The 9,534-nt window shown below is 64.1% G+C and carries 10 protein-coding genes; 7 read left to right on the top strand and 3 right to left on the bottom strand.

The annotated features are described in order from the left end of the window. Positions 1–219: 219 nt before the first annotated feature. On the top strand, positions 220–1,761 hold the full coding sequence (locus ACREBX_RS05605) for a S1C family serine protease (protein ID WP_431560770.1): 1,542 nt from the start codon (positions 220–222) through the stop codon (positions 1,759–1,761). Positions 1,762–1,764: 3 nt separating this feature from the next. Here the strand turns inward: ACREBX_RS05605 and ACREBX_RS05600 are convergent, their stop codons facing one another. The 3 genes from ACREBX_RS05600 to ACREBX_RS05590 are packed head-to-tail and all read right to left on the bottom strand — an operon-like array spanning position 1,765 to position 3,756. Continuing rightward, positions 1,765–2,553: an alpha/beta hydrolase gene (locus tag ACREBX_RS05600; protein WP_431560769.1), complete on the bottom strand. Its 789-nt coding sequence runs from the start codon at positions 2,551–2,553 to the stop codon at positions 1,765–1,767. Positions 2,554–2,560: 7 nt separating this feature from the next. Continuing rightward, positions 2,561–3,091, bottom strand: coding sequence for a shikimate kinase (locus ACREBX_RS05595; RefSeq protein ID WP_431560768.1), 531 nt, complete (start codon positions 3,089–3,091; stop codon positions 2,561–2,563). Further along, entirely contained in the window at positions 3,088–3,756 is a 669-nt protein-coding gene (locus ACREBX_RS05590) for a dienelactone hydrolase family protein (RefSeq protein WP_431560771.1), read from the bottom strand. The genes ACREBX_RS05595 and ACREBX_RS05590 overlap by 4 nt, the downstream gene beginning before the upstream one ends. Positions 3,757–3,965: 209 nt before the next feature. Here ACREBX_RS05590 and ACREBX_RS05585 point away from each other — a divergent pair, with 209 nt between their 5' ends. The 6 genes from ACREBX_RS05585 (at position 3,966) to atpD (ending at position 9,452) form a co-directional block, all read left to right on the top strand. Beyond that, on the top strand, positions 3,966–4,337 hold the full coding sequence (locus ACREBX_RS05585) for a DUF6232 family protein (protein WP_431560767.1): 372 nt from the start codon (positions 3,966–3,968) through the stop codon (positions 4,335–4,337). A 206-nt stretch (positions 4,338–4,543) separates the two neighbouring features. Beyond that, a complete protein-coding gene (locus ACREBX_RS05580; protein ID WP_431560766.1) occupies positions 4,544–5,110 on the top strand; it encodes a F0F1 ATP synthase subunit delta in 567 nt (188 codons plus the stop codon). Between the two features lie 39 nt (positions 5,111–5,149). Next, positions 5,150–6,679 carry a F0F1 ATP synthase subunit alpha gene (gene atpA / locus ACREBX_RS05575; protein ID WP_431560765.1) on the top strand — a complete coding sequence of 510 codons (1,530 nt, stop codon included), beginning with the start codon at positions 5,150–5,152 and terminating at the stop codon, positions 6,677–6,679. 51 nt (positions 6,680–6,730) lie between these two features. Next, positions 6,731–7,606 carry a F0F1 ATP synthase subunit gamma gene (locus ACREBX_RS05570; RefSeq protein ID WP_431560764.1) on the top strand — a complete coding sequence of 292 codons (876 nt, stop codon included), beginning with the start codon at positions 6,731–6,733 and terminating at the stop codon, positions 7,604–7,606. Beyond that, positions 7,606–7,908 (top strand): hypothetical protein, encoded by a 303-nt coding sequence (locus tag ACREBX_RS05565; protein ID WP_431560763.1) that lies wholly within the window; start codon positions 7,606–7,608, stop codon positions 7,906–7,908. Before ACREBX_RS05570 ends, ACREBX_RS05565 begins: the two co-directional genes overlap by 1 nt. 23 nt (positions 7,909–7,931) lie before the next feature. Continuing rightward, the gene (gene atpD / locus ACREBX_RS05560; protein WP_431560762.1) at positions 7,932–9,452 is read left to right on the top strand and encodes a F0F1 ATP synthase subunit beta; all 1,521 of its coding nucleotides are present in this window, start codon (positions 7,932–7,934) and stop codon (positions 9,450–9,452) included. Positions 9,453–9,534: the final 82 nt, after the last annotated feature.

Below are 9,534 nucleotides of genomic sequence, written 5' to 3'. Positions count from 1 at the left end.
ACGTTGCGATGGCCCACCCCGCTGCGGCTAGCCAGCAAGCTGGCAAGCCTCGCTGCCCCTCCCGCTTGCGGGAGGGGATACCCGCGCACCCACTCTTACGGCCGCTCACCACCCCAAGGCCGACATTCTGCCCTTCAGTTTGCAGCCGGCATGATCGCCCTGTCCGAAACTCCATCCGGCGCGCTTGCCTTCGCTTCCCGGCTGGCTAGTGTGCGCCGCATGACCCGCCTCCTCGCGCTGCTGCTCGCCCTTCTTACCCTCACGCTTCCGGCGCGCGCCGCCGACGACATCAGCGCCGCGTCGCGCAGCGTCGTGCGCGTCGTCACCGTCGCGATGGTCGACGGCGAGGTCGTCGGTTTCGGGCATGGCAGCGGTATCGCGATTTCGCCGACGCGGATCATCACCAACGCGCATGTCGTCGAATCGGCCGTCAAATATCCGGACAATGTCGCATTGGGCGTCGTCCCCTCCGAAGGGCAGAAAAGCTTCGCGGGCAAGCTGATCGCGATCGATACCGCGCGCGACCTTGCGCTGATCGAGATTACCGAGGGCCGCCTGCCCGTCGCCGCGATCTACACCGGCCCGCTCGAATCGGGCGCCGATGTCGTCGCGCTCGGCTATCCGGGCAACGTCGACCTTGCGACCGCGCGCAGCGCCAACGACTATATCACCCCGCGCACCCCGACGCGCAGCGAAGGCAATATGTCGAACACACAGAGCGTCGACGGGGTCGCGATGCTGATCCACACCGCGAAGATTTCGCGCGGCAATTCGGGCGGGCCGCTGGTCGACCAGTGTGGCCGAATCACCGGGATCAACACCGCGATCACGCGCGCCGACGACGGCGATTCGCCGTTCGCCTTTGCCATTGCCGGGCGCGAGCTCATGCGCTTCCTCGCCGATGCGGACCAGCAATATACCAGCATCGGGACGCCCTGCGTTTCGATGGCCGAGGCCGATGCGCGCGACCGCGCCGCGATGGACGCCGAATCGCGCGCGAGCGCCGAGGCGAATGCCGCCAAAGAGGCCGCCGCAAAGCTCGACCGCGACATCAAGCAGGCGCGCGCCGAGGAAGATGCGCTGGCATCGCGCGAAAACCGGATCGCGCTCGCGGGCGTCCTTTTCGTGATCGGCGCGCTCGCCGCGGGCGCCGGCCTGCTCTTCTACAGCCAGAAGAATGTCCGGAACGCCAAAATCGCCGGCGGCGCGGGCGCGGTGCTGATGCTCGGCGCCGCGATCCTGTTCGCCACCCGCCCCGACGCGCATGCCGAGAGCGCAGAGGACGTAAAGCCCGCCACCTCTGCTGAAACGCCCAAGCTCGCGCAGGGCAGCCTCCTCTGTACGATCCGCCCCGACCGCAGCCGCATCACCGTGTCGGCAACCACCGACGTTCCGATCGCCATCGGCAAGGGCGGCTGCGTCAACGGCCGCACCCAATATACGAGAGGGCCCGATGATCGCTGGCAGCGCATCCTCGTGCCGAACGACGAGGCGACGGTCACCGTCGCGTCGATCGATTCGACCAGGCGCGATTACCGTGTCGACCGCTATCTGCTCGATGCCGAAACGATGACCAAGGCGCGCGAGACGCGCGCGGCGATCACGCTGAAGAGCTGCACCGCCAATCCCGACGAGCTCGCAGGGCTAGCCGCGCAGCAGGACGCGATCCGCACCGCGCTTCCCGCCACCCCGAACGAGCGGCTCGTCTATCGCTGCCAGCCCGCTTCGGGCGCGGCGGCGAAGCCCGCGACCGGCGACTGAACGTCAGCGGAGCCCGTCGACCCATTTCGTGAGAAGCGCTTGCGCGGGGGCGGTATAGACCAGCTCGTGTCCCGCGCCCGCGACGCGCGCCACGGTCGCATCGGGCCGCGCCCGTGCCAGCCGCGCCAGATTGCCGGGTTTCACCAACGTGTCGGCGTCGCCGTGCATCAGATAAACGGGCGCCTTCACGCGGGCCAGCTTTGCAACATTGTCGAACCGGTCGCGCACCAGCCAGCGCGGGACGATCGGGACCTGGTTTTTCACCACCGAAGGCAGGTCGGCGAGCCCCGAGACGAGGATCAGCGCCGCGACATCGTGCCGCAGCGCCATTTCGGTCGCGGGTCCCGACCCGATCGAATTGCCGACGACGACGACATTGCGCGCCTCGACCCCCGCCGCGGCGAGCCAGCGCATCGCCGCCTCGCCATCGCGGTACAGTCCCGCCTCATCGGGCGATCCGGGATTGCCGCCATAGCCGCGATATTCGACGAGCATCAGCCCATGCCCCGCCGCCGCCGGCCCGCGCGTTGCCTCGATCGCGCCGAGCATATTGTCGCCATTGCCGTGAAAGAAGAGGAGCGTCTTCTTGTCCGGCCGCGCGGGGCGATAGAAAGCCGAGAGCCGCAAGCCGTCGCCGGTCTGCGTGTGGACGAGCCGAAAGCCGGCGGCCGCCTGCGGATAATATGCGGGCGCCGGAAAGATCAGGCGGCGCTGCTGCGTATAGAGCAACGCCGTCGCGACGATCGCGAAGACGGCAAGCGCCAGTAACAGGTTCAGGGCCAGCTTCACCACTTGCGCGCTATCCGAGGCCGAGCGCGGCGCGAATTCGTTCCGCCGCTTCGGCGGGACGCATGGTTCCCGAATCGACCGCGATCCGCGCGGCGGGAAGCGGGGGATAGACAAAGGCGCCCTTCGCCGCGAGCTCGCGATACAGCGCAACCGACGAAAATTTGCCGCTAGCCCGCCGCAACGGCGCGTCGATACGGGCTTCGACAATCTCTCGCGCGCACGTCAGCGCGACGAAATCGACCTGCCCTCCGGCTTGTTCGACCAGCGCTACGACCCGCTCCGGAAAGTCGGGGGCGACGCTCGCCTCGGGATGAAAGGTGAAGATCAGCGTTCGCCCGTCGGCCGCGGCCGCGCGAAATACATCCATCCACATCGTCTCGCGCAGTTGGACGAAGGCGTCGCTGCCGAAAGGAAAGATCGCCAGCAGTGCATCGACGACCAGATGGTTGTGGAACAGTGGCAGCCCGGTCTGCGCCGCGAGTTCGCGCGCGACGGTCAGCTTGCCCGACGCCGCCGGTCCGTGAATGAAGACCAGCCTCACCCCCCGCACGCCTTGAACAGCATCAGCGTCCGCTCTTTCGCCAGCTCGCAGCTCGGCGCGTGATAATCCTTGCGCCGGTCGCTGTTGAAACCATGCCCCGCTTCATAGACGAAGATCTGCGCGGTCGGGTGATCCTTCGCGATCAGCGCCTCGACGCCTTCCATCGGGATGCCGTCGTCATAGCGGCCGAAATGCGCGATCGCCGCGCAGGCGGGTGCCTCTTCCCTGAACATCGTCGGCACCAGGCTGCCGTAATAGGCCGAGGAAGCCGCAAGGTCGGGGCTGATCTGCGCCATCCGCCACGCGACCGAGCCGCCATAGCAATAGCCGGTGATGAACACGGGACCTTTGCCCTTGAGCGCATCGATGCACGTCTGCGCATCCTTCAGGCTCTGATCGAAGGGATGCAGCTCGCGCGCCAGCTGCACCGCGCGCTGGAACTGCGGCCCCGAATAGTCGCTCTCGAACCCCGGATGCTCGCGGTCGAACAGCGCGGGCGACAGCACCTCATATCCCTCAGCCGCATATTCGTCGCACATCTCGCGAATATGGTCGGTGACCCCGAAGATTTCCTGGATCAGCACCAACCCGCCGCGGCGCTCGCTGTCAGGCTGCACGTGATAGACCGCGATTTCGGCGCCGTCGTCCATCGTCATCCGGATCATCTCGCCCACAATCTTCCCCCACATACGTTCGGACCAAGCTTGTCGCAGTCCAGTCTTTCTTGGCGCACTTTTGAAGAAGGAATGCCTCTCCGACAAGCTCCACGGGAAAGCGCCGCGCCGATTATGCATCAGGCGAAAATTGGCTTAATCGCAGGCTTGAGAAATGAAGTGAAATAATTGAGAAGCGACCGAGGGAAGCGAGGGGGAATATGGACGAGAAAATATTCTATCAGAGCGGCGTTGTTCGCGTAACAAATGCCCGTTTCGTGGTCGACAATCAGACTCACGCGATGAACGGTGTCACTTCGATTGCTCACGTCGAAAATCAACCACAGCGAACCGGACTCATCATAGCCCTCATTCTGGGTGTACTATTGCTTTTCGCAGGCAGCGGCGGAATGCAGATATTTGGTTTTCTTGTTGCCGCAGTTTGTGGATTCCTCCTTTATCAACAGAAGACGACTCATATCGTCGTTTTGCGGAGCTCGTCTGGCGAGGTGAAAGCCCTATCGGACACCGACGAAACGCACATACGGAGGGTCGTCGAAGCTCTCAATGACGCTTTGATCCACCGAGGATAGCTCAAAGCGCGAGACATATAGGGCGGCCCTCGCAAACCTGTTTTGTCGAGGGAGCGGCAGAGTTCGCCCATAGCTCTCACCCCGCCTTGCATTGCAGCAAAATCGTTGCTAGGCGCGCCGCGACTTCGCGTGGGGGACATTCGTCGAATATCCCGCAAAAGTGCGCGACCCATCCCCCACGGGATAGCAACAAAGGACTTTCACGCGTGGAGAATTCCGGCGGCATTCAGGGCAACATCACGGCGGGCCTCGCGGGCCGTTATGCGGTCGCTTTGTTCGATCTGGCCCGCGAATCGAATGCGATCGACGCGGTCGCCAAGAGCCTCGCTGACCTTCGCGCGGGTCTCGCCGAATCGGCCGACCTGACGGCACTGATCGCCAGCCCCGTCGTCGGCCGTACCGACGCCGCGAACGCCATCGGCGCCGTCGGCAAGGCGATGAAGCTCGATTCGCTGACCACCAAGTTCCTCGGCGTGCTCGCAGAGAACCGCCGCCTCGCCGATCTGCCCAAGATGATCGACGCCTTCGACGCGATCGTCGCCGATCACCGCGGCGAAGTGACCGCCAAGGTCACCAGCGCGCACCCGCTTTCCGCCGAGCAGCTCAGCGAGCTGACGGCGAACCTCAAATCCCGTGTCGGCCGCGATGTCGCCGTCGTCACGACCGTCGATCCCGCCATTCTCGGCGGCCTCGTCGTCCAGCTGGGCAGCCAGCTGATCGACGGCAGCATCCGTACCCGTCTCAATAGTTTCGCGCAGGCGATGAAGGGCTGAAAGCCCGTACGCCTAAATGCCCCGATGAAAGGCTGAATAATGGAAATCCGCGCCGCTGAAATCAGCAAGGTCATCAAGGACCAGATCGCCAATTTCGGCACCGACGCCACGGTCAGCGAGATCGGTCAGGTCCTGTCGGTCGGCGACGGCATCGCCCGCGTCCACGGCCTCGACAACGTCCAGGCCGGTGAAATGGTCGAATTCGCCAATGGCGTGCAGGGCATGGCATTGAACCTCGAAGCCGACAATGTCGGCATCGTGATCTTCGGTAGCGACGCCGAGATCAAGGAAGGCGACGTCGTCAAGCGTACCGGCACGATCGTCGACGTTCCCGTCGGCAAGGGCCTGCTCGGCCGCGTCGTCGATGGCCTCGGCAACCCGATCGATGGCAAGGGTCCGATCAAGGCCGAGAAGCGCATGCGCGTCGAAGTGAAGGCGCCGGGCATCATCCCGCGCACCTCGGTGCACGAACCCGTCCAGACCGGCCTGAAGGCGCTCGACGCCCTCGTCCCCGTTGGCCGCGGCCAGCGCGAACTGATCATCGGCGATCGCCAGACCGGCAAGACCGCCGTCGCGATCGACACCTTCATCAACCAGAAGGAAGCCAACGCGGGCACCGACGAATCGAAGAAGCTTTATTGCATCTATGTCGCCGTCGGCCAGAAGCGCTCGACCGTCGCGCAGATCGTCCGCCAGCTCGAAGAAAATGGCGCGATGGAATATTCGATCGTCGTCGCCGCGACCGCGTCGGAGCCCGCTCCGCTGCAGTTCCTTGCACCGTACACCGGCTGCACGATGGGCGAATATTTCCGCGACAACGGCATGCACGCCGTGATCGTGTACGACGATCTGTCGAAGCAGGCCGTCGCTTACCGCCAGATGTCGCTGCTGCTGCGCCGCCCGCCGGGCCGCGAAGCCTATCCCGGCGACGTTTTCTATCTGCACAGCCGCCTGCTCGAGCGCGCCGCGAAGATGAACAGCGACAATGGTTCGGGTTCGCTCACCGCGCTGCCGATCATCGAAACGCAGGCGGGCGACGTGTCGGCGTACATCCCGACCAACGTGATTTCGATCACCGACGGCCAGATCTTCCTCGAAACCGGCCTGTTCAACGCCGGCATCCGCCCGGCGATCAACGTCGGCCTGTCGGTATCGCGCGTCGGCTCGGCCGCACAGACCAAGGCGATGAAAAAGGTGTCGGGCTCGATCAAACTCGAACTCGCGCAGTATCGCGAGATGGAAGCCTTCGCCCAGTTCGGTTCGGATCTCGACGCGTCGACGCAGAAGCTGCTGGGCCGCGGCGCGCGCCTGACGCAGCTGCTGAAGCAGCCGCAGTTCCAGCCGATGCCGTTCGAAGAGCAAACCGCGTCGATCTTCGCCGGCACCAACGGCTATCTCGACAAGGTCGGGGTCACCGACGTCTCGCGTTACGAAGCGGCGATGCTCGCCTATCTGCGCAGCGACCATGCAGGCGTGCTCAAGACGATCCGCGACACCAAGGATCTGGGTGACGACGCCAAGAAGGGCCTCGTTGCCGCGCTCGAAGCGTTCGCCAAGATTTTCGCTTAAAACATTCCGTCGTTCCGGCTGCGGCCGGGATGACGAAATATAGGGGCCTTCATGGCAAACCTGAAAGAACTCAAAGGGCGGATCAACTCGGTCAAATCGACCCAGAAGATCACCAAGGCCAAGAAAATGGTCGCGGCGGCCAAGCTGCGCAAGGCGCAGGCGGCTGCCGAAGCCGCGCGTCCCTATGCGACGCGCCTCGAAGGCGTCGTCGCCAGCCTGGCGTCGAAGGTCGGCGGGTCGGACAGCGCACCGAAGCTGCTTGCCGGCACCGGCAAGAGCGACACGCACCTGCTCGTCGTGCTCAACAGCGACCGCGGCCTCGCCGGCGCGTTCAACTCGAACATCGTCAAGGCGGCGCGCGACAAGGCGCTCGAACTGCAGGCACACGGCAAGAAGGTTCTCTTCTACCTGATCGGCCGCAAGGGTCGTCCGGTCATCGCGCGCCTGTTCGCGGGCCAGATCACCGAGCTCTATGAAACGACCGGCATCCGCGACATCGGCTTCGATCAGGCGCACGAGGTTTCGGCCAAGGTCATGGAGCTGTACGAAGCCGGCGCGTTCGACGTCGCGCATCTTTTCTATTCGAAGTTCCGTTCGGCGCTGCTTCAGGAAGCGACCGGCCAGCAGTTGATCCCCGTTCCCGCGCCGGTCGATGTTCCGGCACCCGGCGGCGCAGCGGTCGAATATGAGCCCGACGAGGAAGCGATCCTTGCCGACCTGTTGCCGCGCAACATCACGATCCAGATCTTCAAGGGCATCCTTGAAAACGCCGCGTCCGAACAGGGTGCGTCGATGACCGCGATGGACAATGCGACGCGCAACGCGGGCGACCTGATCAACAAGCTGACCATCATTTACAACCGCACGCGTCAGGCGGCGATCACCACCGAACTGATTGAAATCATTGCTGGCGCGGAAGCGCTCTGATGATTGGCACTGTGCTCCTGGCTTTTTTGGCTCAAGCCAATGCGGTTCCAGCGGCAGAGCAACCGCCTTCGTCTGCTCAAACTGCTCCGACGCAAGTGGCGCGTGTGCGTCTCCGACTGGAGGCAGACGAATCTGGCACGATAGACAAATGCGAAGCCGAGTCGGCAGAAGCGCCGAAAGATTTTTTGGACAAGATATGTCCGCTTTTTCTTTCGAAAACCCGCGAACCACTGAGAGATAAAAACGGCGTCGCGCAGCGACGGACATGGTTTCAACCAATCAAATTCGTAATCGAAGATTGAAAATCGAAGGCAAGGAAACGAAAATGGCTACCGCTCCCGCTGAAAAGAAGGCTCCCGCTAAGAAGCCTGCCGCGCCGAAGAAGGCCGCCGCTCCGAAGGCTGCGAGCACCGGCATCGCCACGGGCCGCATTGCCCAGGTCATCGGCGCCGTCGTCGACGTCCAGTTCACCGGCACCCTGCCTGCGATTCTGAACGCGCTGGAAACCGACAACAACGGCAACCGCCTTGTCCTCGAAGTCGCGCAGCACCTCGGCGAGAACACCGTCCGCACCATCGCGATGGACGCAACCGACGGCCTGACGCGCGGCCAGCCGGTGACCGACACCGGCGCGCAGATCTCGGTGCCCGTCGGCCCGCAGACGCTCGGCCGCATCCTCAACGTCATCGGCGAGCCGATCGACGAACAGGGCCCGGTCAATGCCGCCAGCCGCGCGCCGATCCACGCCAAGGCTCCCGAGTTTGTCGACCAGTCGACCGAAAGCAGCATCCTCGTCACCGGCATCAAGGTCATCGACCTGATCGCGCCTTACGCCAAGGGCGGCAAGATCGGCCTGTTCGGCGGCGCGGGCGTCGGCAAGACCGTGCTGATCCAGGAACTGATCAACAACATCGCCAAGGGCCATGGTGGCACCTCGGTGTTCGCGGGCGTCGGTGAACGCACCCGCGAAGGCAACGACCTGTATCACGAGTTCCTCGACGCCGGCGTGATCGCCAAGGACAAGGACGGCAATCCGACCCCCGAAGGTTCGAAGGTTGCGCTGGTGTTCGGCCAGATGAACGAGCCCCCGGGTGCGCGTGCGCGCGTCGCGCTGTCGGGCCTGACGATCGCCGAATATTTCCGCGATGTCGAAGGCCAGGACGTGCTCTTCTTCGTCGACAACATCTTCCGCTTCACCCAGGCGGGTTCGGAAGTGTCGGCGCTGCTCGGCCGTATTCCTTCGGCCGTGGGGTATCAGCCGACGCTGTCGACCGACATGGGCGCGCTGCAGGAACGCATCACCTCGACCAACAAGGGGTCGATCACCTCGGTGCAGGCCATTTACGTTCCCGCGGATGACTTGACCGATCCGGCGCCGGCGACGTCGTTCGCCCACTTGGACGCGACGACGACGCTGAACCGCGCGATTTCGGAACTCGGCATCTATCCGGCGGTCGATCCGCTCGATTCGACCAGCCGCGTTCTGACCGCCGCGATCGTCGGCCAGGAGCATTACGAAACCGCTCGCCGCGTTCAGGAAACGCTGCAGAAGTACAAGTCGCTTCAGGACATCATCGCGATTCTCGGCATGGACGAGCTCAGCGAAGAAGATAAGCTGACCGTCGCGCGCGCCCGCAAGCTCCAGCGCTTCCTGTCGCAGCCGTTCCACGTCGCCGAAGTCTTCACCAACATCCCCGGCAAGTTCGTCGCGATCGAAGACACGGTGAAGTCGTTCAAGGCGGTGGTCGACGGCGAATATGACCATCTGCCCGAAGCGGCCTTCTACATGGTCGGCGGCATCGACGAAGCGGTTGCCAAGGCCGCGAAGCTCGCCGAAGACGCGTAACGATTTTAGCCCCTCCCCTTCGGGGGAGGGGCAGTGAGACTTGGTCCGGCGCAGCCGGGCCTTTAGTCGAGCGGGGTGGGGG

This window comes from Sphingopyxis sp., assembly GCF_050725655.1.
Taxonomy (GTDB): domain Bacteria; phylum Pseudomonadota; class Alphaproteobacteria; order Sphingomonadales; family Sphingomonadaceae; genus Sphingopyxis.
The sequence above is the reverse complement of the archived record's forward strand: the minus strand, read 5'-3'. Positions and strand labels throughout refer to the sequence as shown.